The organism is Brevibacterium sp. FME37, assembly GCF_014897485.1.
Lineage (GTDB): Bacteria > Actinomycetota > Actinomycetes > Actinomycetales > Brevibacteriaceae > Brevibacterium.
Window position 1 is genome coordinate 1 of the sequence record NZ_JABUYE010000024.1, and the last position, 22,859, is coordinate 22,859.

Below are 22,859 nucleotides of genomic sequence, written 5' to 3' on the forward strand. Positions count from 1 at the left end.
TCAGGTTGCGGAACAATACATGGGTTGCAACCCATGTATTGTTCCGCAACCTGAGGCGTCATCGACTAGTTCCGTGCAGACTCCCGGCGAGGTGCGATTGGCTCAAGTCTGACTCCTGGGGACAACCCGTCGACTTAGACGTAGTCAGCCTGTGGACGCTGACCAGTTGTGCACAGGGTGTTGTCCGAGGCTCGTAATCGCAACGGTGCGGAGGACATTATGCGGACATGTATAACATTGTTTGCTACGACGATCTCGCAGCCGCTGGTGTCAACACGACACTGATCAGAGGCGCGAAGAATTGCTGCCTGGTGAAGATCTGTCGAGGAGTGTATTCGGTTATAAGGCAGTGTAAGGATCCAAAGCACTCGGCGATAGCAGTATTCGGAACCGACAGTGAGTGGATGCGCTACCACGAACAGAGCCTGCATAAGGAGAAATCGCATCGTCGTCGCTATCTCGACCACCTTGCCCGTTTGAGAACTCTTCACTATCCGCACTATCGCAACGATGACGTGATCTGCGGAGTCTCAGCAGCTCGGTTGCACAAGATCAAATTGTTCGACGTGACCGACGGCCCGGTGACGGTGAGCCATCCGAAAGCCAATTCAAGCAGTCGGGAGCTGATTCGATCGCGACGGACTCTAGTGGGTGCAGATAAACAGATCGTCAGCGGATTGGCAGTGACGACAGCTGCGCGAACGGCGGTGGATCTGATCCGGATACTGGGGCCGGCCTCCGGATTCGTCGCACTCGAGCAGGTCCTTCGAGAACATATGTTCGGCTCCGACGAAGAGTCAATCTTCAGCTTCGGGTATCCGAGAGATGCACTGACTCGAGTTCCGGATGCTGTGGATGAACTGTTCGCGCCGACAATAGGACGGTTGGCAACGGGGAAGATCCAAGCACGAACGCTCACTTCAGCGATCAGCCCCTTTTCCGAAAGCTATGCGGAAAGCCGTGCTTCTCTGAACCTGCACCAGCTGGGCTTACGAGACTTCAATCAGCAGATCGATATCTTCGACGGCCACCGGCTGCTGACCCGCTTGGATTTCTTCCACAGAGCGACGAAAGTGGTGCTCTATGTCGACGGGACCCAGAAGTACGTAGATGCCGGATTCGACCGAATGAAGAAGGAAAGTCACCAACATAATCGGTTGTTGGCGATGGGGTACAAGGTCGTTCGCTTTAGGTTCAATGAGATTCTCAGCCTCGGTACTTTCGCCCACAAGCTTTTCAGCCAAGCGCCAGAGCTCCGTGGATTTTGCTGCAACAAGCTCGTGGTCTGAACACTCGCCTGACGATTCAAGTGCTCGATTGTCTGGGAACCGGAGTAGCTGTCCGCGCCAGTAGTCAGGTTGCGGAACAGTACACGGGTTGCAACCTATGTACTGTTCCGCAACCTGAGTCGTTTCCACCTCGACGGTTCGCTCCGCACCTCTCCCACCCTCCGCACCCGTGCGTGCCCACGCCGCGGCGTCCCTTAGACTGTGTGACCTATGGGTTATTACTTGACGACAGCTATCGCTTACCCCAATGGGGCCATCCACATCGGTCACGCATATGAGTACATTGCGGCCGATACGATCGCGCGGTTCAAGCGCCTCGACAATCACGAGGTGTTCTTTGCAACCGGCACCGATGAGCATGGTCTGAAGATGCTGCAGGCGGCGAACAAGCTCGGCATCACGCCCAAGCAGCTCGCCGACGACAACGCGAAGAACTTCCGCGACACCCAGCTCGCGCTCGGCTCCACGTTCGACCGCTTCATCCGCACCACCGACGAGGACCACTACGAAGCGTCCAAGGCGATCTGGCGCAAGCTCGAAGAGGCTGGCGACATCTACCTCGACACCTACGCCGGCTGGTACTCCGTCCGCGACGAGGCTTTCTACACGCAGGACGAGACCGAGGTCGTCGACGGCGTCCGCCTCTCGACCGAGACCCGCACCGAGGTGACCTGGACGGAAGAGGAGTCCTACTTCTTCCGCCTCTCGAAGTACCAGGACAAGCTGCTCGACCTGTACGAGACCCACCCGGAATTCCTCGGCCCGGACTCCCGCCGCAACGAGGTCGCTTCGTTCGTCGCCTCTGGCCTGAAGGACCTCTCGGTCTCGCGCACCACCTTCGACTGGGGTGTGCCGGTGCCCGGCAACGAGAAGCACGTCATGTACGTGTGGATCGACGCCCTGACGAACTACCTCACCGCCGCCGGATATCCCGATGACCAGGAGCGCCTGGACAAGTGGTGGCCCGCCGACGTGCACATCATCGGCAAGGACATCATCCGCTTCCACAGCGTCTACTGGCCCGCGTTCCTGATGAGCGCCGGCATCGAGCTGCCGGGGCGCGTCCACGCCCACGGCTTCCTCTTCAACGCCGGTGAGAAGATGTCGAAGTCCGTTGGCAACGTCGTCGATCCCATCGACCTCGTCGACGCATTCGGCCTCGACACCCTGCGTTTCTTCCTCTTTCGCGAGTTCTCCTACGGCAATGACGGGTCCTACACGAAGGACTCGATCATCACCCGCAAGAACTCCGACCTCGCCAACGAGTACGGCAACCTCGCCCAGCGCTCGCTGTCGATGATCGCGAAGAACTGCGACGCACAGGTTCCACAGCCCGGTGACCTCACTGAAGAAGACGAAGCGCTCCTCGCGTTGGCCCGCGCCGTCCCCGAGACCGCTCGGCGCCACGTCGACACCCAGGCACTTCACCTCTACGTCGAGGCCTGCTGGAAGGTCCTGTCCGAGGCCAACCGCTACTTCTCCGCCCAGGAACCCTGGAAGCTGAAGAAGACCGATCCGGATCGCATGGCCACAGTGCTGTGGGTGACGATCGAGGTCGTGCGCATCATCTCGATCCTCATCCAGCCCGTCATGCCCGATTCCGCCGGCCAGATCCTCGATCTCCTCGGCGTCGAAGAAGGTGTTGGTGGGGCCGGCGCGAAGGTGCTTCCGACGGCGACGGACAACGGTACCGGCGCCGAGGCGATGGCCCCTGTGACCGTAGGTGCCGGAGTCGGCGTCGCCGCAGGTGCCGCTGCCGCAGCGGCAGGAATCGCACCGATGGCCGCGGCGTCGGCCGAGAACGGTGTCAATGCCGCCGAGGTGGATCCTCGTTCGTTCGCCGCGATCGACTTCCCACTGGAGCCTGGCACCCCACTGCCTAAGCCGGTCCCGGTGTTCCCAAAGTTCGTGGAGGAGACCGAATAATGGCTTCACGCGCCGCCGGAACCTATCCTCCGGTGCCTGAACCACTTGCCCACCCGGTCGTCGACACCCACACGCATCTCGACATCTGCACGGGTGTGCGACTGCCCTTGGGTGCGGGCGAACCCGAGCCCGAAGTCAGGCCTGACAAGGACGAAGAGTTCCCGAGCCTCGACTTCTTCTTCGACACCGCCCAGTCGGCGGGCGTCCAGCGCATCGTCCAGATCGGCTGCGACCTCCCGGCCGCACGGTGGACGACCGAGCTGGTCACGCAGCAATCACAAGATGGTCGCTCGTGGATGCTCGGCGGTGCTGCACTGCACCCGAACGAGGCGCCGAGGTTGGCCGAGCGAGGAATGCTCGACGACGCACTCACCGAGATCGAGTCACTCGTGACCTCCAACGACCGCATGCGCGTGGTGGGGGAGACCGGACTCGACTACTTCCGCACCGGTGAAGAGGGTGTCGCCGACCAGCAGCGCTCCTTCCGCGCTCACATCGAGATCGCCAAACGCACGGGCAAGGCCCTGCAGATCCACGATCGTGAGGCCCACGCCGATGTGCTGCGCATCCTCAAGGAGGAAGGTGCTCCCGAGGTCACCATCTTCCACTGCTTTTCCGGCGACGAGTCGATGGCCCGGGAATGCGCCGCTGCCGGTTACTTTATGTCGTTTGCCGGGAACCTCACGTTCAAGAACGCGGATGAACTCCGCCGTGCCGCAGCTGCAGCACCACTTGAACTGCTGCTGACCGAGACCGATGCTCCATTCCTCACCCCGCACCCGCATCGCGGTAAGCCAGGCGGTCCGTACTTGGCCGCAGTCACGGCACGCAAACTCGCCGAGGTGCGCGGTATGGATGAAGGCGAGCTCTGCGCGGCAGTGTGGAAGAACGCAGAGACCGCACTCGGCAGCTGGGACTGAACTGCAGCTGCTGGGACTGAAAGACAACCTCGGCGGGGGTGAGTCTGACGTTTGATTGGCCACCTCGGAGGGCGAATGTCACGATTGTGACGAAGCCCGGAAACACGGGGAAGTCCTGGTCAGAGGGCCAGCTTACGGGCCCTCGCCGTTACATGTTTGTAATGTTTTGCGTAACTTGTAACGAATCGGTTACAGTGGATGAGTTGATGACCTCTGCCCCAGGGATATTTTTGTGATTGATTTTCTTAAGAACCGCAAAGTGCAGATTGCTGCACAGGCGGTTGTGATTACCGGACTCGTGGGTGGCACGGGCGCCGTGGTAACCATGAACAAGCCAGTGACCTTGGATGTCAATGGTCAGTCCGAGGAAGTTCGGACCTTCGGTGGCACCGTGGGGGATGTCCTCGACAGCCGCGACCTCGACATCGAGAAGCGCGATCAGATCAAACCAGGCGTGAACAAGAAGATATCGCGGGATATGACGATCACCGTCAACACCGCGAAGGAACTTTCACTGTCTGTGGACGGCAAGAAGAGCGACGAGGTGACGCACGCGAACACTGTTGGTCAGGCATTGGCCGACCTCGGTGTGGACGCTAAGGGCGCCGACCTCAGCGCGAAGCCGAATCAGAAGCTCAAAGATGAAGGCAACGACATCGATGTGACGACCGCCAAGGACCTCACAATCGTTGCCGACGGCAAGGATCACAAGGTCTCGGCCGCAGCGGGCACCGCCAAGGAAGCCCTCGCTGAAACCAAGCTGAAGCTGGACAAGGACGACTTCATGTCCGTCCCCCTCAGCTCCAAAGTCTCCGACGGCCAGGTTCTCACCGTGAACCGTGTGAAGAACGACACCGTCAAGGAAAAGCAGGCCATCAAGCCCAAGACCGAGACCAAGAAGTCGGACTCCCTCTACGTGGGTGAGACGAAGGTCGAGGACGAAGGCAAAGAAGGCCAGAAGCAGGTCTCCTACAAGGTCAAGACCGTTAATGGCGATGAGGTGAAGAAGGAGAAGAAGAGCGAGAAGGTCCTCTCCGAGCCCAAGACCAAGGTCGTCATCCAGGGCACCAAGAAGAAGGAAGCTCCAGCTGAGAAGCCAGACGATTCCAGCAGCGGATCGGATGCCGGAACCGGTGACAACGGTTCGGGCGGCTCCGACGATGGTGACAAGAGCACCGGCGGCGGTGACTCGGGCTCCAGCAGTGGCAACATGAGCACCCAGGAGATCAAGGACATGCTCGGTGGGCCGGGATCGAAGTGGTACTCGGTCGTTGAGTGCGAATCGAACTTCGACCCGAAGGCCTCGAACGGCACTCACTTCGGTCTCTTCCAGTTCCTGCCTCAGACCTGGCACTCCATGGGCGGCAGCGGCAATCCCTCGGACGCCAGCCCGCAGGAGCAGTTCCAGCGTGCCAAGAAGCTGCAGGCTCAAGAAGGCTGGGGGCAGTGGCAGTGCGCCTGATTTCAGAGCGCAATCGCTGATCTGAAGCGATCGGCACATGAGCTGAACTAGACAATGCGCAGTACGGACTCGGGAGTTGATCTCCCGAGTCCGTACTGCGCATTCACGTGGCGCTAGAGATCTGCTGGAAGTGTGCTCGCAGCATGTGGAACCGCATGACCTTCGAGCCGCCTCCGGGCCGCCTACAGCACCGCCTCCGGGCCGCCGACAGGGCCGCGTTCGGGCCGCCTACAGCACCGCCTCCGGGTACCTTTCCTGGGGTTTCGCCCAGAGCGTGGACAATCCTTGGCACTCGAGTTGACCGAGTGCTAAGAGCGTTCTAAAGTCGAATTAGCACTAGCACTCAGCGAGTGCCAGTTTTAATGAGACGGTCGATCCACTCGGCACCCGCGACGACGAGGGGATCATGGCACACGCCGCCGTCTGACTCAAAGAAGAATTGAACCCCAGCGAAGGGAGAGGGCCCGATATGTCGGTCTCCATCAAGCCACTCGAAGATCGGATTGTCATCCGTCAGGTCGAAGCAGAGCAGACTACCGCCAGTGGTCTGGTCATTCCCGAAACCGCCAAGGAAAAGCCTCAGGAAGGCGAAGTTGTCGCAGTGGGCCCAGGCCGCGTTGCTGACAACGGAAACCGCGTCCCAGTCGACGTGGCCATTGGCGACAAGGTCATCTACTCCAAGTTCGGCGGCACCGAAGTCAAGTACGCAGGAGAAGAGTTCCTCGTGCTCTCGGCTCGTGACGTGCTCGCCGTCATCGGCTGAATCCCCTGAACAACTACTTCACTGACAGGAGGACGAATGCCTAAGAATCTGGAATTCAACGACGAGGCCCGTCGTGCACTCGAAAAGGGTGTGAACATCCTCGCGGACACCGTCAAGGTGACGCTGGGACCCAAGGGCCGCAACGTTGTTCTCGACAAGAAGTGGGGCGCACCCACAATCACCAACGATGGCGTGACCATCGCTCGTGAGGTCGAGGTCGACGACCCATACGAAAACCTCGGCGCTCAGTTGGCCAAGGAAGTTGCCACCAAGACCAACGACATCGCCGGTGACGGAACCACCACCGCGACCGTCCTGGCGCAGGCCTTCGTCAACGAAGGTCTGCGCAACGTAGCCGCCGGCGCCGCACCAGGTGCCCTCAAGCGCGGAATCGAAGCTGCCGTCGAGGCTGTCTCCACCGAACTCGGAACCATCGCCCGCGATGTCGCCGACTCCTCGGAGATCGCACACGTCGCCGGCCTGTCCGCTCAGTCCGAAGAGATCGGCAAGCTCATTGCCGACGCCTTCGACAAGGTGGGCAAGGACGGCGTCATCACGATTGACGAATCCCAGGCCGCATCTGTTGAACTCGAAATCACCGAGGGAATGCAGTTCGACAAGGGTTACCTCTCGCCGCACTTCGTAACCGATGCTGATCGCCAGGAAGCTGTGCTCTCCGACGCGCTCATCCTCATCAACCAGGGCAAGATCTCCAACATCCAGGAGCTCCTCCCTGTGCTGGAGAAGGTGCAGCAGGCCGGAAAGCCTCTGTTCATCGTGGCAGAGGACATCGAAGGCGAAGCTCTGTCGACGCTGGTCGTCAACAAGCTGCGCGGCATCATCAACGTTGCCGCCGTCAAGGCTCCCGGCTTCGGCGACCGCCGCAAGGCGATCCTCGAGGACCTCGCCGTCCTCACCGGTGGCCAGGTCGTCACCCAGGACATGGGCATGAAGCTCGACCAGGTCACCCTGGAAGAGCTCGGCAACGCCCGCACGATCACCGTCACCAAGGACAACACCACCATCATCGATGGTGCTGGCTCCGATGAGGACGTCAACGGTCGGGTTGCCCAGATCCGCAGCGAGATCGACAACACCGACTCCGATTGGGACCGCGAGAAGCTGCAGGAGCGCTTGGCTAAGCTCTCCGGTGGTGTCGCAGTCATCAAGGTCGGCGCCGCCACCGAGGTGGAGCTCAAGGAACGCAAGCACCGCGTCGAAGACGCAGTGTCGGCTACCCGTGCAGCCATCGAAGAGGGCGTCGTCGCCGGCGGTGGATCAGCTCTGATCCACGCCTCCAAGGTTCTGGCCGGAAACGACCTGAGCCTGAGCGGAGACGCAGCCACCGGTGCTGACATCGTCAAGCGCGGCGTCGTCCAGCCTCTGCGCTGGATCGCTGAGAACGCTGGCCAGGACGGCTACGTCGTCGTATCCAAGGTGACCGACCTCGAGTCGGGCCAGGGATACAACGCCGCCACCGATTCCTACGGCGACCTCATCGGCGCTGGAATCATCGACCCCGTCAAGGTCACCCGCTCGGCACTGCGCAACGCCGCTTCGATCGCCGCACTGGTTCTCACCACTGAGACACTGGTCGTCGAGAAGAAGGAAGAAGAAGAGGACTGAGTCCCATCTGATTCTCATCGGCGCGCAGCGAGTGCGTTGAACTGATACACGTGTGGCCCGGAACGTTTTGTTCCGGGCCACACGTGTTTTTCATGCCTGCAATCTGACCTATAACCCCAATCTGGAAGCCCGCCGAAGCGCTTAGGCATATCCGCAGGTCGCGAAGGCAGCGGCTTGCGCGGATGGCCGAGCATGCAGGCGGCTCACACCTACTGGTCAGTCAGAACCCATGTTCCTTGCCGTCGATGATCGTTAGTCTGGATGAGGCAGTGTTACGCAACAATGTAGGGACACCATGACGACAGCTTCACCGATGCCCATCGCTCAACTTCGTGATGTCTCGAAGGTCTTTGATCCCGATGGGGCGGCGCTGGTCGCTCTCAACCAGGTGTCTCTCGATATCGCTCCCGCCCGGCTGACGGCCATCATGGGCCCCTCGGGTTCGGGCAAATCCACTCTCATGCACGTTCTCGCCGGACTCGATCGTCCGAGCTCGGGCACGGTGCACATCGGCGAACGGGACATCACCGGATTGCATGAGGACGACCTGACCACCTTGCGGCGGCGGCGGATCGGTTTCGTGTTCCAAGCGTTCAACCTGGTGCCGACCCTCACGGTCAGGGAGAACATTCTGCTGCCCTTCGAGCTCGACGACCGCAAACCCAATGCCGACGAGCGTGCCTGGATCTCCAGCATCATCAAGCGACTCGGCCTGGACAACCGGCTGAAGCATCGGCCCGGTGAGATCTCTGGCGGACAGCAGCAGCGCACGGCCATCGCCCGTGCTCTGGCCACCCGACCGGACATCCTCTTCGCCGACGAACCGACCGGCAACCTCGACGGCCGATCGGGGCGTGAAGTCATGGCCATCATGTCCGAGGCCGTTCGCGAGCTCGGTCAGTCGATTGTCCTCGTCACCCATGATCCGCTTGTGGCTGCCCACGCCGACCGCGTCGTGTTCATCGCCGACGGCACGCCCGTCTCCGAACTCAATGACACGATCAGTGCCGAAGTGATCGCGCAGACGATGCTCGATCTCGACGCGCAGGCCGAGGCCGTCGAGGCTGGAGGGCGCCGATGAACCCGATGCGGGAGATCCGGACCAACCCGCGCCAGTTCGCCCCCAGCTTCCTCGTCGTCTTCATCGCTGCCCTCTTCGGCACTGTCATCATGCAGGGCATCGAGATCCTCACAGCCTGGATGTCTTCAGCGAAGATCATCGCGGAATCGGACACGGCTCAAGGTCTGCTCACAACGGTGGGGCTGGTCTTCTTCCTCATCGCACTGTTCGTCTCGAGCATCGTCATCGCCAATACCTTCTCCATCATCATCGCCGGTCGCAGCCGCCAGCTGGCGCTGCTGAGGCTCATCGGCGCCTCCTCTGCACGGCTGCGTCGAGCCGCCTCGGTAGAGGGACTGCTGGTCTCGATCCCCAGTGCCATCGGTGCGGTCCTCGTCTCGACTGCACTCGCACTGGCAACGACGGCCTACCTCGGCGCTCGGATCACCGAGGAGCCCAAGCTGTTCACTCCGATGATGTTCCTGCCGGGTGCCGCGACCATCGTCGTGACCTGGTTCTCCGCGTACCTGGGGGCCCGTCGCATCACCGGCATCTCTCCGATCGAGGCCACCTCGCAGGCGGTCGAGCGCCGGCCAGAGGACGTGCGGGCATCGATGGGAGCACTGACGGGCGCACTCATGTTGCTGTCCATGGGAATCACCCTTCTCATCAGCGGCATCGTCGCCGCCAGTGGGAACACGGTGAGTGCTGCGGGGGTGCTGCTCGTTGCACTCGGTGCGATGCTGACGTTCGTCGGCGTCATCGTCGGCAACCCCTGGATCCTCCCACCTCTGCAGGCGCTCACCGGGTGGCTGCTCGGCCGCACCGCAACCTCACGCCTGGCCGCCTCTACGATCGCTCGTCACCCCACCCGCAATGCACGCACGGTCATCGGTCTCGTCATCGGCATCACTCTCATCGTCATGTTCGCCACAGCCATGACGACGTTCAGGGACCAGCTGCTCGAGTACGCCGAATCGCTCGGTGACGAAGGGTGGGGAGGCTTCGAAGTTGTGCTGAAGACCATCATCGACCAAACGATGCTGTTCTTCCTGGGGATGGTCCTCTTCTCCGTCATCATCGCCATCATCGGAGTTGCCAACGCACTCATGCTCTCCGTGCGACAGCGCACGCAGGAGATCGGTCTGCTCATGGCGCTGGGTCAGACGCCGCGACGGGTGCGACGCATGATTGTGGCCGAAGGAATGCAGCTGAGCGTGACGGCCTGCCTGGTCGCGGTGCCTCTGGGCATCGTCTTCGGCTGGATCGGTGCGCTGTCTCTGCTGTCCCCGCTGACCGGAATCTTCGCACCGTCCGTGCCCTGGTGGGTAATCATCTCCGTCGTCGCCGGCTCGCTTCTGGCTGTGCTCGCCGCCAGTCGTGCCCCGGCGCGCGCGGCAACGTCGATCAGCCCCGTGGAGGCTCTCGAAGCGGTGTGATGCTGGGCTCGCCGAGGCGGGTCTCAGTTCGGTGTCACCGTGCCGTTGCTGCCGTTGACGTTCACCGTCTGGCCCGAGGTGAAGCGGCTGGTGGCATCCCGGATAGCCATGACTGCGGGCAGGCCCAGTTCACGGGCCGTGACCGCGCCGTGGGAGAGTGCTCCGCCGCTTTCCGTGATGATGCCGCTGGCCTGATAGAACAGGGCGGTCCATGCAGGGTTCGTGGTCCGAGCGACCAGAATCGCACCATCCGGGAAGGACGAGAAGTCCTCGGGACTGTGGACGACGAAGACTTCGCCCGTGACCTCGCCGGGGCTGCCGGCAGTTCCCTTGATGAAGTCACCGTCCGTGTCATCGCCGACCTCGGAGGCACGACCGTGCTCCCATTCGGGAGTCCTCTCAACCGCTTCCTGATACCCGGCCTTGTTCTTCTCGGCGATCCCAGTCAGACCCGCCAGCGCCTTGGCGGGGGAGAGCTGGCCATCACCGCGCCCAGTGCCGACTTCCGTGTCACGGATCGCTGCGTCGAGAGGCTCGAAGTTGATGAAGTAGACGTCCATGGGATCGGTGAGAACACCCTGGTCGACGAGCCTTCGACCCAGCTCGCACAGAGCCCGGCGCATCGGCAGGGTCAGCCGGGTGGTCTGGTAATGCTCCAGATCATCCAGAGCCGTGTATGCACGTGCCAGTCAGATGACCTCCTGGACCAGATAGCGCAGCTTCTCCGGGGCGGCATTGATCACGGCCCGCTCGGTCTCAGCCTGCAGGATCTTGCGCTCCAAGTCGGAGTCCGCCGAGGCGTTCGTCTCGCGGTCGGCCAGCAGGCGAACCTGATCGAGGACGATATGCGGGGCTTCGACCCAGGTCGGATGGTAGGCGTCGAAATCGAGTTCACGGTGGCCGTGCTTGGCCAGGAAGGTCGCAAACTCGTCGAAGAAGGCAGGGAAATCATCGAGGACCGCCAGTCCCGCCTCTCCTGTATTGCTGCGCAGCGTCGACACCAGCTCGGGATTGCTGCGCACAGTGCGTGAAAGCTCCCAGAGCTCGGCGTTGACCTGGGAGGTCTTCGTCTCCGTCGATGCCAGCAGCCGCTCGAATACGAGCTGCGCCGTCTCCTTGTCCACGGCCATCTCGAGCATGTGAGAGAGCGCACCGTAGAGAGTCTGCTGCGTCAGAGAGATCGCGATATTGGGGCGGAAATACTCGGTGCCGAGGTCGCTGATGGCGATCACATGGTCCCACACCTGGGCCAGCGACTTGTCCTCCAAGGGTTCGTGGGAGAGCCTGCCGATGCCCATGAGGTACGTGTCGAGATCACGCATCCACCGCACCGGCAGTTCCTGTACCCAGCCGAACTGCGAGGCGATCTCCGGCAGAGATTCGGTGATGGTTTCGACGCTGGAGAGCATCTTCGTCGGCAGCCGGCCAGCGTAGAGGTCGACGGCCGTCTGATTGCCATAGATGTAGAAGTCGCGCATCACGAACCATTTGTCGTCAAACGGCGGCAGACCCATGAGGTCGAAGCTGTGATTGAGCGAGTAATGGAACCCCGCCTCGACGAGGTCCCAGGTCAGAGGCGTCACAGGGGTGGGGAATCGTTCCGCGGATTCATCTCTAGTCCACCGAGGTGCGACGCGGGTGATCGGACGGGACTGCAGAAGGAAGAGGTCATCACCGCTGAAGGCCCACTCGATGTCCTGAGGGAAACCGAAATGATCCTCGGCCCGCACAGACAGCTGCGCCACTGCTTGGGCCTGCTCGGGCGTCAGAGCAGGACGAGTACGCTGATCCTCGCCGAGGTGGATGACCGTCGTCCTCGCATGGCCGTGACCGTCCGGTTCGCTAGGTTCGGCCGGTTCGCTCATCACGAGAGCCTTCGGCTTGTCCGCGATCTCGGACGCGATCTGGGTGCCGTCGGCGCGGGCGATCCGGAATTCGTCGACCGGTTCCTCCCCACCAACGACGGTCTCGCCCAGGCCGAACGCAGCATTGATCAGGACTTCGTCCGTGTTTCCACGTACCGGGTCGACGGAGAACGCGACCCCGGCAGCCTCCTCAGCGCTGACCGCGACCATGAGCTGGACGACAACGGCCATCTTCGCCTCCAGCTGGTCAACACCAAGCTGCTGGCGGTAGCGGAAGGCATGCGGATTCCACAGGGAGGCATAGCAGTCTCGCACCGCCTCTGCGATGGCCTTAGTCCCTCGCACGCCGAGGTAGGTGTCGTGCTGTCCGGCGAAGGCCGCACCGGGCAGATCCTCCATGGTGCCTGAGGAGCGGACTGCCACAGCCTCATCGCTCAGGCCCGCAGCCTGGGCCGCTGCAGCGAAGTCGGCAAGCCACGAATCGGGGACAGGGGTGCTGCGGATGAGATCGCCGATCGCCTCGGCGGGGTGCTGGGTGTCCATGAGCTCGGTGACTCGGGACTGCAGAGGTGCGACGAACTGGGTGTAGGCCTCGGCGGTGACGATGAAACCGCCGGGCACGGGCAGGTTCTGCGCGGACCTCGCGAGGCTGGCGCCCTTGCCGCCGCTGGTCGCCAGTTCGGTGGCGAGGGGATCGGTGAAGCCGAGAGTGAGAGTCACGAGAGCTCCTAGAGATGTCGCAGATGAGGGCGGATATCGAAGGGACAGGGGACGGCCGAGTCACAGACGGACGCGACGGAGACCAAGAAGCAGCCAGCCGCAGACCGCGCTGACGATGCCGATTCCGATGACCAGGGGCCAGAAGAACGCGGCAGCGATGAGTACCGGTATCCAGACCATAACCGCTGCGAAGCCACCGAGGAGGCGGAAGAGTGTGACAGTATTGCGACCGTCCGCGCGCGATCCGGCAAAAGCAGCCGCCCCGAGTATCGGAGCGAAGAGCCACATGAGTGTGAGGCCGACCCAGCGCAGGACCTTCACGGCAGAACTCACACCCCCACGGCCATCGTCAGCCACGTGTGTGTCGGTCGCTGCATGTGCCGCAACGGTGCTGGTATCTGTGCTGGTGACGGAGCTGGTCGGGGGAGTCGCAGCTTCGTTCTGCAGATCGAGGAAGGCCCGCGCGAACGTGGCCGATCCGCTCGCAGTGTGTCGGGCGGTGGTGAGCGCCTCCGCCTGGATCCGTTCGAAAGTGGCCCCATCGGGGCAGTTCACCGAGACGTCATCGAGGGCCGCTTTCAGCGCCGAGGCGACCTGGGCCTCCCACACGGACCGATCCTGGCCATTGCGGTCAGGAATCGTGATCGATTTCCCGCGGACCACCTCGGCGCGGGAACGGAACCGGTCAGGGGTCGAATAGAAGAGGCCGACCGGGATGATCTCGAGGTCGAGGCTCTCCTCGATGAGGGTGCAGGCGATGCGGGCGGCACCCGATTTGTAGGGCTGGGGTCGGTGGCCCCATTCGCTGCTGGATTCGGGGAAGATGCCGAGGTCACCGCCTCGGCGAAGGTGTGCAGTGCCGGCTTCGACCGGGCTGGCCACCGATGCTGGGTCGAGGTTGTAGCGCTCGACATCCTTGGGGCGGACGACGGGGATGCCGGCGATGAAGAGGCGGAGGAACCAGCTGCGGATGAGCTGGATCGAGACGAGGAACTGGGCCCGCGGGAACGCGGCGAGCACCTGATGGCCGTCGATGGCACCATTGCGGTGACTGGAGATGATGAGGCGCGGACGCTGGTTCGCGCTGCCTGCGGCGTCCTCATCGCTGAGGTCGAGGACGCGGATGCGACCGAAGTACAGGGTGCGCATGGCGGCGTTGATGAACCTGTGACCCCACCTCATGGTGGAATCAGCCTGCTGGGAGGCCTCCGATCGGTCAGCCTTCGAGGACATCACGGAGTCGTTCAAGGTCCTTCTGCACGGCAGCGGTGTCGCGGGCGAATTCCTCGTCGCTGACATTCGGGAGGCGGTAGACCGTGAAGACGACTTCGCTGACATCATCGTTGTGGAGCACACGCAGCGGATTGTGCACGGCGGTGCCGTCGGGGAAGATCACGTCGTGGTCGAGGATCCCGAACTCGATGCCGGGTCGGAAGCTGACCTCGACCTCACCCATCGGCGAGTCACTGATCCACCGTCCGGCGTCATTGCGAATGCCTTCGCTCAGGCCAGCTGCCCATTGTGGAAGATTGGCCGGATTGCCGGCGAAGACCGCGATGTCTGAGGGGTCTCGGTGGATCGTCTGCGAAATGTGCTGCGCGTCGAAGCTCATGACCCAAGTGCACCACAGGAGCCGCGATCCGGCCAGAGGCCGCGGGCGCGTGTCCGGCGATACCGTGACCGCGCCCGTTCGGCAGAGGCAGCCGCTACCCGGCAGCGACCTCGCTGCGGAGTTTGTGCTTGAGCAGTTTGCCTGAAGGGTTGCGGGGGAGCTCTTCGGTGATGATGACCTCGCGCGGCAGCTTGTACCGCGCGAGCTTGTCAGCCAGATAGTCACGCAGCTCCTCGACGTCGAAGGGCCGGCCATCGGCGGTGGTGATGAATGCGACGATTCGATCGCCCCACTCGGCATCCGGCTTCGCCACCACTGCGACATCGGCAACCCGCTCGTGAGCGATGATCGCCTCCTCCACCTCGAGGGAGTAGACGTTCTCTCCGCCGACGATCATGACGTCCTTGCTGCGGTCGACGATGAAGAGGTAGCCGTCCTCGTCAAGCGTTGCGATATCGCCGGTCTTGTACCAGTCGCCTTCGAAAGCGGCCCTCGTCGCCTCGGGGTTGTTGAGATATTCGCGCATGCGGGTATCACCAGCGAACCAGATTTCGCCCGTGTCGCCGGGGCCGGCCTCTGCGCCGTCGGCCTTGACGACGCGCAGCGCATTGCCGACCATCGCCGTTCGGCCGACCGAACCGGCCTTGCGCAACTGGTCCTCCGGCCTGAGCATGCAGCCGGTGGGTCCCATTTCGCTCATGCCGAACAGGTTGAAGAACTGATCGGTCCCATAGGCTTCGATGAGCATGGCCGCGGTCGACCGATCGATGGGGGACCCGCCGTAGTTCCAACGCCGGATGGTGGAGAAGTCATAGTCTGCGAAGTCGAGGCCGAGCTTCTTCGCCGTCATCACCGGTGCAACATAGGCGATGGTCGGACCGAAGAAGGTGGTGATCTTCTCCTCGGCGATGATCGTCATCGAATCCACCGGATGGAACGCACGTTGGAGCACGATCGTGCCGCCGGTGAGGATAGTGGGGAGCAGGCTGATGTTCAGCGGAGCCGAATGCCAGATCGGCATGCAGATGAGATAGCGGTCGTCGCTGCGATAACCCATGTTGAGGTTGATCAGGGTCGCGACCTGGGACATGTTGCGGTGCGAATGCACGCACCCCTTGGGTGAGCTGGTGGTCCCCGAGGTGTAGAGGATCTGCGCCACGTGTTCGTCTGTGAAATCACCCGGTTCGCCGGGTTCGGCCGCCGCCAGCTGAGAGTCGAAGCTGCCCGGCGCCGCGGATTCGGTCTCCAACCAGGTGATGCCCGGGGCACCCGCACGCGCCGTTTCGGCCAGCTCGGCGCTGACGATGCCCAGCTTCGCACCGGAATGCTCGATCGTGTACTTGACCTCAGGAGCCTGCAGCTTGTGATTGACCGGAACGACGATGGCTCCCAGATACCAGGCGCCGAAGGCAGCGAAGACGAACCCGGGTACGTTGAACGTCATGATTCCGACGGTGTCACCAGCCACGATGCCGTTGTCCTCGAGCACACGTGCCGCCTTGAGAGCGTGGTGTCGAAGCTCGGCATAGGTGTACCTCTCATCCCCATAGACCAGAGCTTCGTGATCCGGGTCGCGCAGGACGGTGGAATCGAGCATAGTACCGAGCTTCATTGCTTCTCCTTGTGACGAGTGCCATACTTTCAACAATTGAACCATGATTCATTTCTTTGGGGAAGGGGTGCCGTGGCTTATCGCGAAACTCCCAGAACTCGTGCCAAGGCCGAACAGCGGCGGGCCCGGGTCGAACGCGCAACCCACCATGTCATCGCCTCGGGCGGGTTCGCCTCTGCGAGCATTGCCGCTGTTGCACGCAAGGCCGAGTGCAGCGCCGGCCTCATCTACACCTACTACGACAACCGCGACGAGCTGCTGGGGATCGTGTTTGCTCGAGCCGCTGGCCACGAACTCGCCGTGATCGAGGCAGCTGTCGCCGCGTCGACGAATGCGGCGGACGTTGTCAGCTCGGTCGTCGATGTCTTCATCCGCCGCGCGGTTGCCGGCCGCACCCTCGCTCACGCGCTCCTGTTCGAGGAGGTCCCCGACACAGTGCAGATCGAGCGCCGAGCACTGCGGCGCGGGTACGTAGCCGTGATCGCCGAAGGCTTGACCCACCGGTACACCGTCGATGTCCCCGCCGAGGTGGTGGCCAGGTCCGTGGTCGGATCCATCTCCGAGAACCTCGTTGACCTTCTCGATCCAGACCGGGCTCCTCCAGGCGCCTCCGAGGTCGAATCACTCATCACCGCACTGTCCACATTCGCGCGCACCGCCATAGGAGAACAATGACCCACGCACCAGCGACTCAAGCCGGCTCATCCGCCACAGCCGCCGCATCCACCACGCACACGGTGTTCAACCAGGCGAAACCTCGGCGGGACATCAACGAATACAGTCTCAACACGGCCCTCGTCGAGGCCGTGGAGGCCTACGCCCCACATGCGTCGACACCCGAGCTCGAACGCATCGGTGAACTCGTCGGCAGCGCCGACTTCATCAATGATGCGCGCTTGGCCAACGAACACGGACCGGAGCTGAAGACCCACGATGAGTGGGGCAACCGCATCGATGCGATCGAATTCCATCCCGCCTATCACCGCATCATCGGCGAAGCACTGCGCAGCGGCGCGCACTCACACGCCTGGAGCTATCCCGGATCTGGTGCGAGCGCGGACCGTGCCGTCAGGTTCATGCTGTTCTCTCAGATCGAACCCGGCCACGCCTGCCCGGTGTCGATGACTCATGCCGTCATTCCGTCGCTGCAGGCCGACCCGTCCTTGGCCGATTTCTGGGTCCCGAAGGCCACGGCGAACGACTACGACCCGAGGCGCATCGACCCGGCTGAGAAGAGCGCGGTCACCTTCGGAATGGCGATGACCGAGAAGCAGGGCGGCTCGGACGTACGTGCGAACACCACCCGCGCGGTCCAGGACGGCGACCGCTACCTCATCACCGGACACAAATGGTTCTGCTCAGCCCCGCAGTCCGATGCCTTCCTCGTCCTCGCCCACCTCGAGGAGGGTCTGAGCTGCTTCATCGTCCCGCGCATCCTGCCCGGTGGCGAGCTCAACACGGTGCGGATACAGAGACTCAAGGACAAGCTGGGCAACAAATCCAACGCCTCCTCCGAGATCGAATTCGAATCCACCGCCGGGTGGCTGCTGGGTCAGCCGGGCAAGGGCGTGCGCACGATCATCGAGATGGTGTCCCAAACTCGGCTCGACTGCATCCTCGGCTCCACCGCGGGCATGCGCCAGTCCGTGGCAGAAGCCGCCTGGCACGCTCGAGGACGGGCCGCGTTCGGGGCGACGCTGATCGAAGCGCCGCTGATGCGCGCCGTCATCGCCGATCTGCAGCTCGAAGCCGAAGCGGCCACCTTCACCGCCATGCACCTGGCCTCCGTCCACGACGATGACAGCGTGGAGGCGGCCGATTTCCGGCGATTGGCCACAGCCGTCGGCAAGTACTGGATCTGCAAACGCGGACCCGAGCACGCCTACGAAGCGCTCGAATGCCTGGGCGGAAACGGGTATACCGAAGCCTTCCCGCTGGCCCGCCGGTACCGTGAACAGCCGGTGATGGCCGTGTGGGAAGGCTCCGGCAACGTCATCGTTCTCGACGTGCTGCGCGCCCTGGGTCGTGAGCCGCGGACGGCGAAGGCCTTCCTCGGCTTCCTCGAAACCGGGCTTGGCCGCCATCCGGACTTCGATGCTGCCTTTGAGGCGCTCGCCGGTTCCCTCCAAAGTTCACTCGAAGCTGTGACCAGCGGAGATCCTGCCAGGCTCGCAGGCGTCCAGCGCAGTGGACGAGTGCTGGTGGAGAAGATGGCACTGCTCATGCAGGCCACGATCCTCTTCGAATCCGCCCCCACCGAGGTGGCCGCCGGGTTCGCGTCGGCACGGCTGGGTCCCAATCGGGGCCGGGAATACGGTGCCCTGCCCAGCGACGTCGACATCGACTTCCTCGTCGAACGTGCCTGAGTCGGCCATCGACCTGAGTCAACCATCAAAGCTGGGCAGCGGTTGGGCCGGGTCGGCTGCTGAGGTGTGTCGGCTCAGCCCCGGCGGTGGGCGGATCGGCAGCGGCGCCGGTCGAGGCGGAGGGTGCGCGAGCGGATCCTGAGGATGCGCATCGCACACTCCGGCGGTCCGTGGAAGCTCGGACGAGGGGTACGTCTGAGGCTGGGAGGAGCAATGTTGTGTTCGTCGGGCGCCCAGTCCTCGTCGCGGCGCTGCCCGAACTCCGAGCGGTCGATGAAGGCTTGGAGTTCGGTGATGAGCTTCAGCTGGAGGTCGTCGACCGAATCGATGCCCTCGGAGTATTCGAGGGAGATGTCGACGGTCTCCCAGTTGGCGACGACCCTGACGATCCACTTTCGTGAGTCGGCCGGGTCGTGATTCATTCCGTAGCCGTCCCATTCGTCGTTGGCGAACATGCCGAGAACGACTGGAGCGATGACCTTGTTGAGGAGGAACTCTTCCGTCAATTCGGTATTGTCCATGTCTCCCACCATAGAACTGTCCGCTCCTGATTGCTCGCATACGCACGGCATTTCTCGCATACGCACGGCATTTCTCGCAGACGCGAGGCTGTGTAATGAATCGTTGGCCACGAACGTCTTCGCAGGCCATGCTCGACATCGGGGTCATGTGCGACAACGCGTCGACAGCTAGACTGATTCGATGCCCCGCAGTCCGCTTCCGCCTCGCGAAGGAATCTCGGCGACCTCGCTGCGCGCTCCCGGCGGAAAGTCGACGCACGACAAGAACCATCTGCCGGTCCCGGACACGATCGGTCAGTGGCTGGGGGAAGAGTTCCCCGATGCTACCCCCGAAGCCCGTCGCAGCCTGTTGACCACAGGAGACATGCGCAATGGCGTCGGAGTACCAGTGACCTGGGACGATCCCGTGGAGCCCGGTGGCTTCTACTTCTTCCACCGCCCGGTGCCGCCGGAAGAGCGCATTCCGTTCGAGATCTCCGTCGTGTTCGAAGACGAGGAACTGCTCGTCATCGACAAACCGCACTTCCTCGCGAGCACTCCCAACGGGCGCTTCGTGCGCGAATGCGTCGTGACCCGGGCTCGCACGGATTTCAACCAGCCCGAACTCGTGGCCATCCACCGTCTCGACCGTGTCACCGCCGGACTGCTCATCCTGTCGAAGCGCCCCGAGACCCGTGGCCGATATCAGAGCCTATTCCAAAACCGGTTGGTCGATAAGACCTATCGTGCCCTGGCGCCGATGCCTCCCGAGGACATGGAGTTTCCCATCGTCAAGGAATCGCGGCTGTACAAGCCTCGCGGTGGCCGACAGGTTCTCGAAGTCGAGGGCGAGCCCAACGCAATCAGTCACATCAGCCTGCTGCGTGAACGCGACCGGCTGCGCGAGCGCGAAGTCGGGTTCGAGTCGGGGACTGTCCGCGAGTACGAACTTCGACCGTTGACGGGCAAGACCCACCAGCTGCGCGTGCATATGAACTCGCTCGGGCTGCCCATCCTCGGCGACCCGGTCTATCCCGTCGACAATTCTCCTGACCCCTACGATTTCAGCTCACCGCTGCAGCTCCTGGCCGCTTCGATCGGGTTCGAGGATCCGCTGACCAAGCGCCCGCGGCGCTTCGAATCCAGACTGAACTTGGGGGAGGCGTGACTTTGCCCATGAACGGCGGGGACACGGTAGCCTGGTGATATGAGTCCACACGCACCCGGATGTACCTCAGAGGCGATCGTCGCCCTGGTCCGGTCCCGAATCACGACCGGCGAATACCCTGCCGGCAGCCCGGTCCGGGATGGTGCGCTGGCGAAGGAATTCAACGTCTCGCGCAACACCGCACGCGAATCCCTGAGCCTGCTCCGTCACGCCGGACTGCTGACTCAGGAGACGAACCGCGGCTTCTTCGTCCGCACCTTCGATCTCGACGAACTCAAAGACCTCTACCAGGCCCGACGCGTCTTCGAAATCCGAGCCGTCCAAGAATCACAGGACGCCACCGACGAGGCGATGAACCGTGTCGAAGCATCCGTCGTCAAGGCCGAGAACGCTCCGAACAATGAGAGCTGGTCCGACGCGCAGGAACACTCCGCTTCATTCCACCAGGCCATCGTCGGCCTGCTCGGCTCCCCTATGCTCGACGAGTTCTACGTCAACCTCATGGCCCGCCTCTCAACGACATTCGCCCGCTCGAAGGAACCCGGAAAATACCACTCCCACTGGGCGAACCCGCACCGGGACATCTTGGAGAAGATGCGCTCGGGGGACCGACATGGAGCCGAAGGCCTTCTGCGCATCCACCTTGATGACTCCGAAGCCTCGACACTCGACCTGGCACGCTCGGTCGGCGAAGGCCGCTGACGACGGAACAGTAGGGCCACCTCGGCGAGAGATCGGGTTACGCGACGTTACAGCCACCTCGGCGAACTTTCCTGAGTGCCGGTGTCGGCAGTCTCACAGTGCTCGGTATTTGAAACGCTGGATAAGCGATGTATGTCTTCGATAGCATTGAGCCACCGTACTCACCGCGTCGAAAGGCTGTACCCATGGGGATTCCCGAGCAGGAAACACAGGCCGCAAACGATCCGTTCTCATTGACGGGGCTCACGTATGACGATGTCCTTCTCCTGCCCGGTGACACCGATGTCATCCCCTCTGACGCCACCACTACCACACGTCTGACCAGAGAGATCGAGCTCAACATCCCCCTGGTCTCGGCCGCCATGGACACCGTGACCGAATCGCGGATGGCCATCGCCATGGCCCGTATCGGCGGACTGGGCATCATCCACCGCAACCTGTCGATGGAAGATCAGGCGGCGCAGGTCGACTACGTCAAGCGCTCCGAATCTGGGATGATCAACGATCCGCTGACGATCACCCCCGAGAAGACGCTGGAAGAACTCGACGAGATCTGCGGCAAGTACCGGATCTCCGGACTGCCCGTCGTCGATGAGAACAATGTGCTGCTGGGCATCGTGACCAACCGCGACCTGCGTTTCGTCACTCGCAGCGAATTCCCGACCCGCACCGTGGCCGAGACCATGACCCGGATGCCGTTGATCACGGCCCCGGACGGCGTCTCTGCAGAGAAGGCCTTCGAGCTGCTGGCCGAGCACAAGGTCGAGAAGCTGCCCCTGGTCGATGAGAACGACGTCATCAAGGGCCTCATCACTGTCAAGGACTTCGTCAAGACCGAGGAATACCCGCTGGCCACGAAGGACGACGAGGGGCGTCTGCGTGTGGGTGCGGCCGTCGGATTCCACGGCGATGCCTATGAACGCGCGACACTTCTCGCCGAGGCTGGCGTCGACGTTCTCGTCGTCGACACCGCCAACGGACATGCTCGCGGCGTGACCGACATGATCAAGAAGATCAAGGCTGATCCGACGTTCGACAAGGTCCAGATCATCGGCGGAAACGTTGCCACGAAGGAGGGCGCACAGGCCCTCATCGATGCCGGAGCCGATGCCATCAAGGTCGGTGTCGGACCGGGTTCGATCTGCACCACTCGTGTGGTCGCAGGCGTCGGCGTCCCCCAGGTCACGGCCGTCTACTTGGCCGCTCAGGCGGCTCGCGCAGCCGGTGTTCCGGTCATCGCCGATGGTGGGCTGCAGTACTCGGGTGACATCGCCAAGGCCATGGTCGCCGGTGCCGACACCGTGATGCTCGGCTCTTTGCTGGCCGGCTGCAGCGAATCGCCGGGCGAACTCATCTTCATCAATGGTAAGCAGTACAAGGCCTACCGCGGCATGGGATCACTGGGCGCCATGGCTCCACGTCAGGGCAAGTCCTACTCCAAGGACCGCTACTTCCAGGACGATATCGACACCGACACGGACCTCATCCCCGAGGGGATTGAGGGCCGTGTCGCCTACCGTGGACCTCTCAAGCAGGTCGCGCATCAGCTCACCGGTGGTCTGCGTCAGTCGATGTTCTATGTCGGCGCTCCCACCATCGACGACCTCAAGGCCAAGGGCAAGTTCGTCCGCCTGACCACCGCGGGCCTCAAGGAAAGCCACCCGCACGACATTCAGATGACCGTCGAAGCCCCGAACTACGTCGTGAAATAAGAGTTCTCGACCATACGAACGGCCGTAGCTCCTGCCTCCTGGGCAGGAACTACGGCCGTTTTCGTTGTCTCAGGATGTCAGACGAATTGCCCTGATGTGATGAAGGCCACGCGCGAA

General features: G+C 62.6%; 19 protein-coding genes. 13 read left to right on the forward strand and 6 right to left on the reverse strand.

Translation table 11 applies throughout. From position 1 onward, the window contains the following. The first annotated feature begins 404 nt into the window (after positions 1–404). The 8 genes from INT29_RS18755 (at position 405) to INT29_RS18790 (ending at position 10,485) form a co-directional block, all read left to right on the forward strand. The gene (locus tag INT29_RS18755) at positions 405–1,289 is read left to right on the forward strand and encodes a DUF559 domain-containing protein (RefSeq protein WP_193072980.1); all 885 of its coding nucleotides are present in this window, start codon (positions 405–407) and stop codon (positions 1,287–1,289) included. Between the two features lie 210 nt (positions 1,290–1,499). Then, positions 1,500–3,215, forward strand: a complete 1,716-nt coding sequence (gene metG, locus INT29_RS18760) for a methionine--tRNA ligase (protein WP_101574184.1) — start codon at positions 1,500–1,502, stop codon at positions 3,213–3,215. Beyond that, the gene (locus INT29_RS18765; RefSeq protein ID WP_101574183.1) at positions 3,215–4,135 is read left to right on the forward strand and encodes a TatD family hydrolase; all 921 of its coding nucleotides are present in this window, start codon (positions 3,215–3,217) and stop codon (positions 4,133–4,135) included. The genes metG and INT29_RS18765 overlap by 1 nt, the downstream gene beginning before the upstream one ends. 232 nt (positions 4,136–4,367) lie before the next feature. Beyond that, positions 4,368–5,597: a resuscitation-promoting factor gene (locus INT29_RS18770; protein ID WP_101574182.1), complete on the forward strand. Its 1,230-nt coding sequence runs from the start codon at positions 4,368–4,370 to the stop codon at positions 5,595–5,597. Between the two features lie 469 nt (positions 5,598–6,066). After that, positions 6,067–6,360 carry a co-chaperone GroES gene (groES, locus tag INT29_RS18775; protein WP_009883265.1) on the forward strand — a complete coding sequence of 98 codons (294 nt, stop codon included), beginning with the start codon at positions 6,067–6,069 and terminating at the stop codon, positions 6,358–6,360. 36 nt (positions 6,361–6,396) lie between these two features. Continuing rightward, positions 6,397–7,986: a chaperonin GroEL gene (gene groL, locus INT29_RS18780; protein WP_101574181.1), complete on the forward strand. Its 1,590-nt coding sequence runs from the start codon at positions 6,397–6,399 to the stop codon at positions 7,984–7,986. Positions 7,987–8,281: 295 nt separating this feature from the next. Further along, the gene (locus tag INT29_RS18785) at positions 8,282–9,067 is read left to right on the forward strand and encodes an ABC transporter ATP-binding protein (protein ID WP_193072982.1); all 786 of its coding nucleotides are present in this window, start codon (positions 8,282–8,284) and stop codon (positions 9,065–9,067) included. Continuing rightward, entirely contained in the window at positions 9,064–10,485 is a 1,422-nt protein-coding gene (locus INT29_RS18790; RefSeq protein ID WP_193072984.1) for an FtsX-like permease family protein, read from the forward strand. The genes INT29_RS18785 and INT29_RS18790 overlap by 4 nt, the downstream gene beginning before the upstream one ends. Before the next feature lie 23 nt (positions 10,486–10,508). Here INT29_RS18790 and INT29_RS20295 read toward each other — a convergent pair whose 3' ends face one another. The 5 genes from INT29_RS20295 to INT29_RS18810 all read right to left on the reverse strand — a co-directional run bounded on the left by INT29_RS20295 (position 10,509) and on the right by INT29_RS18810 (position 16,294). Continuing rightward, positions 10,509–11,108: a PEP-utilizing enzyme gene (locus INT29_RS20295; RefSeq protein ID WP_226842235.1), complete on the reverse strand. Its 600-nt coding sequence runs from the start codon at positions 11,106–11,108 to the stop codon at positions 10,509–10,511. A gap of 66 nt (positions 11,109–11,174) precedes the next feature. Beyond that, positions 11,175–13,070: a PEP/pyruvate-binding domain-containing protein gene (locus INT29_RS18795; RefSeq protein WP_319020946.1), complete on the reverse strand. Its 1,896-nt coding sequence runs from the start codon at positions 13,068–13,070 to the stop codon at positions 11,175–11,177. Positions 13,071–13,130: 60 nt separating this feature from the next. After that, positions 13,131–14,318, reverse strand: coding sequence for a hypothetical protein (locus tag INT29_RS18800; protein WP_193072986.1), 1,188 nt, complete (start codon positions 14,316–14,318; stop codon positions 13,131–13,133). After that, positions 14,287–14,682 carry an SRPBCC family protein gene (locus tag INT29_RS18805; RefSeq protein ID WP_193072988.1) on the reverse strand — a complete coding sequence of 132 codons (396 nt, stop codon included), beginning with the start codon at positions 14,680–14,682 and terminating at the stop codon, positions 14,287–14,289. Before INT29_RS18805 ends, INT29_RS18800 begins: the two co-directional genes overlap by 32 nt. 94 nt (positions 14,683–14,776) lie before the next feature. Then, positions 14,777–16,294, reverse strand: coding sequence for a class I adenylate-forming enzyme family protein (locus tag INT29_RS18810; RefSeq protein ID WP_193072990.1), 1,518 nt, complete (start codon positions 16,292–16,294; stop codon positions 14,777–14,779). A 72-nt stretch (positions 16,295–16,366) separates the two neighbouring features. Here INT29_RS18810 and INT29_RS18815 point away from each other — a divergent pair, with 72 nt between their 5' ends. Together INT29_RS18815 and INT29_RS18820 are read left to right on the forward strand one after the other, a co-directional pair. Beyond that, positions 16,367–16,969, forward strand: coding sequence for a TetR family transcriptional regulator (locus INT29_RS18815; protein WP_193072991.1), 603 nt, complete (start codon positions 16,367–16,369; stop codon positions 16,967–16,969). Continuing rightward, the gene (locus INT29_RS18820; protein WP_193072993.1) at positions 16,966–18,660 is read left to right on the forward strand and encodes an acyl-CoA dehydrogenase family protein; all 1,695 of its coding nucleotides are present in this window, start codon (positions 16,966–16,968) and stop codon (positions 18,658–18,660) included. The genes INT29_RS18815 and INT29_RS18820 overlap by 4 nt, the downstream gene beginning before the upstream one ends. Positions 18,661–18,734: 74 nt before the next feature. Here INT29_RS18820 and INT29_RS18825 read toward each other — a convergent pair whose 3' ends face one another. Further along, positions 18,735–19,181 (reverse strand): hypothetical protein, encoded by a 447-nt coding sequence (locus tag INT29_RS18825; RefSeq protein ID WP_193072995.1) that lies wholly within the window; start codon positions 19,179–19,181, stop codon positions 18,735–18,737. Between the two features lie 181 nt (positions 19,182–19,362). Between INT29_RS18825 and INT29_RS18830 the strand changes: the two genes are divergently transcribed. The 3 genes from INT29_RS18830 to guaB all read left to right on the forward strand — a co-directional run bounded on the left by INT29_RS18830 (position 19,363) and on the right by guaB (position 22,742). Continuing rightward, a complete protein-coding gene (locus INT29_RS18830) occupies positions 19,363–20,328 on the forward strand; it encodes a pseudouridine synthase (RefSeq protein ID WP_193072997.1) in 966 nt (321 codons plus the stop codon). A gap of 39 nt (positions 20,329–20,367) precedes the next feature. After that, the gene (locus tag INT29_RS18835; RefSeq protein ID WP_101574170.1) at positions 20,368–21,030 is read left to right on the forward strand and encodes a GntR family transcriptional regulator; all 663 of its coding nucleotides are present in this window, start codon (positions 20,368–20,370) and stop codon (positions 21,028–21,030) included. Positions 21,031–21,215: 185 nt separating this feature from the next. Then, positions 21,216–22,742, forward strand: a complete 1,527-nt coding sequence (gene guaB, locus INT29_RS18840) for an IMP dehydrogenase (protein ID WP_101574169.1) — start codon at positions 21,216–21,218, stop codon at positions 22,740–22,742. Positions 22,743–22,859: the final 117 nt, after the last annotated feature.

Bases quoted from the DNA above. Each gene is read 5' to 3' on its own strand.
- INT29_RS18755 (WP_193072980.1), top strand. From the start codon at position 405: ATGCGCTACCACGAACAGAGCCTGCATAAGGAGAAATCGCATCGTCGT.
- metG (WP_101574184.1), top strand. From the start codon at position 1,500: ATGGGTTATTACTTGACGACAGCTATCGCTTACCCCAATGGGGCCATC.
- INT29_RS18765 (WP_101574183.1), top strand. From the start codon at position 3,215: ATGGCTTCACGCGCCGCCGGAACCTATCCTCCGGTGCCTGAACCACTT.
- groES (WP_009883265.1), top strand. From the start codon at position 6,067: ATGTCGGTCTCCATCAAGCCACTCGAAGATCGGATTGTCATCCGTCAG.
- groL (WP_101574181.1), top strand. From the start codon at position 6,397: ATGCCTAAGAATCTGGAATTCAACGACGAGGCCCGTCGTGCACTCGAA.
- INT29_RS18785 (WP_193072982.1), top strand. From the start codon at position 8,282: ATGACGACAGCTTCACCGATGCCCATCGCTCAACTTCGTGATGTCTCG.
- INT29_RS18790 (WP_193072984.1), top strand. From the start codon at position 9,064: ATGAACCCGATGCGGGAGATCCGGACCAACCCGCGCCAGTTCGCCCCC.
- INT29_RS20295 (WP_226842235.1), bottom strand. From the start codon at position 11,108: ATGCGCCGGGCTCTGTGCGAGCTGGGTCGAAGGCTCGTCGACCAGGGT.
- INT29_RS18805 (WP_193072988.1), bottom strand. From the start codon at position 14,682: ATGAGCTTCGACGCGCAGCACATTTCGCAGACGATCCACCGAGACCCC.
- INT29_RS18810 (WP_193072990.1), bottom strand. From the start codon at position 16,294: ATGAAGCTCGGTACTATGCTCGATTCCACCGTCCTGCGCGACCCGGAT.
- INT29_RS18820 (WP_193072993.1), top strand. From the start codon at position 16,966: ATGACCCACGCACCAGCGACTCAAGCCGGCTCATCCGCCACAGCCGCC.
- INT29_RS18825 (WP_193072995.1), bottom strand. From the start codon at position 19,181: ATGGACAATACCGAATTGACGGAAGAGTTCCTCCTCAACAAGGTCATC.
- INT29_RS18830 (WP_193072997.1), top strand. From the start codon at position 19,363: ATGCCCCGCAGTCCGCTTCCGCCTCGCGAAGGAATCTCGGCGACCTCG.
- INT29_RS18835 (WP_101574170.1), top strand. From the start codon at position 20,368: ATGAGTCCACACGCACCCGGATGTACCTCAGAGGCGATCGTCGCCCTG.
- guaB (WP_101574169.1), top strand. From the start codon at position 21,216: ATGGGGATTCCCGAGCAGGAAACACAGGCCGCAAACGATCCGTTCTCA.